Annotated in this window: 1 protein-coding gene; it reads right to left on the reverse strand. The window is 64.3% G+C overall.

Annotated features, from left to right (window positions below; translation table 11 throughout):
- Positions 1 to 446 (reverse strand): integrase (locus tag JNK74_29975; GenBank protein MBL7650398.1); only part of this gene is annotated, 446 nt, incomplete at its 3' end.
- Positions 447 to 541: the final 95 nt, after the last annotated feature.

The raw sequence follows: 541 nt of genomic DNA on the forward strand, positions 1-541 counted from the left end.
ATCTTGATCGACTCCGCGCGGCGCAAACCGAAAGCAGCCTGCAGCCGCAGTGCCATGGCCGTGTACGGATCGGTGATTCGTGCGAGCTCGGTATCGCTCAGTTCCCGCGCCTTGCTGACCTGGGCGACGAATTGCCGGTGGCCGATCCCGTAGTGCGCGTTGTCGCGCGCGATGACGTTCTGCTTGCCGATCTTCTCGGCCCACCAGCGCAGCTCGGCCATGCGGTTCTTGATGGTGCCGACGGCCAGGCCCTCGGCCTGCCAGCGCGCCACCAGGCCTTCCACATGCTTGGGCTTCAGGCTCGTGGCGCTCAGATGCCGAAAGCCTGCCTCCTGTAGCTGGTTGGCCACGAGGTCGAGCACACGCTCGCGGTCGCGCTGCGTGGCGAAGCTGCCGTCCCGGTTGCGGCGGCAGAGCTGCTTCAGCTCGTAGTTCAGGTCCCTCATTCGGTCTCGCCAGGTTCCCTCCCTTTCTCCTTTCGTTACCCCTCTTGCACTGCCCTTCAAGTTGCTGCTGGTGTGTAAAGCCTGTCCGGTTAGTG

This window comes from Candidatus Hydrogenedentota bacterium (assembly GCA_016791475.1).
In the GTDB taxonomy this organism is placed as follows: domain Bacteria; phylum Hydrogenedentota; class Hydrogenedentia; order Hydrogenedentales; family JAEUWI01; genus JAEUWI01.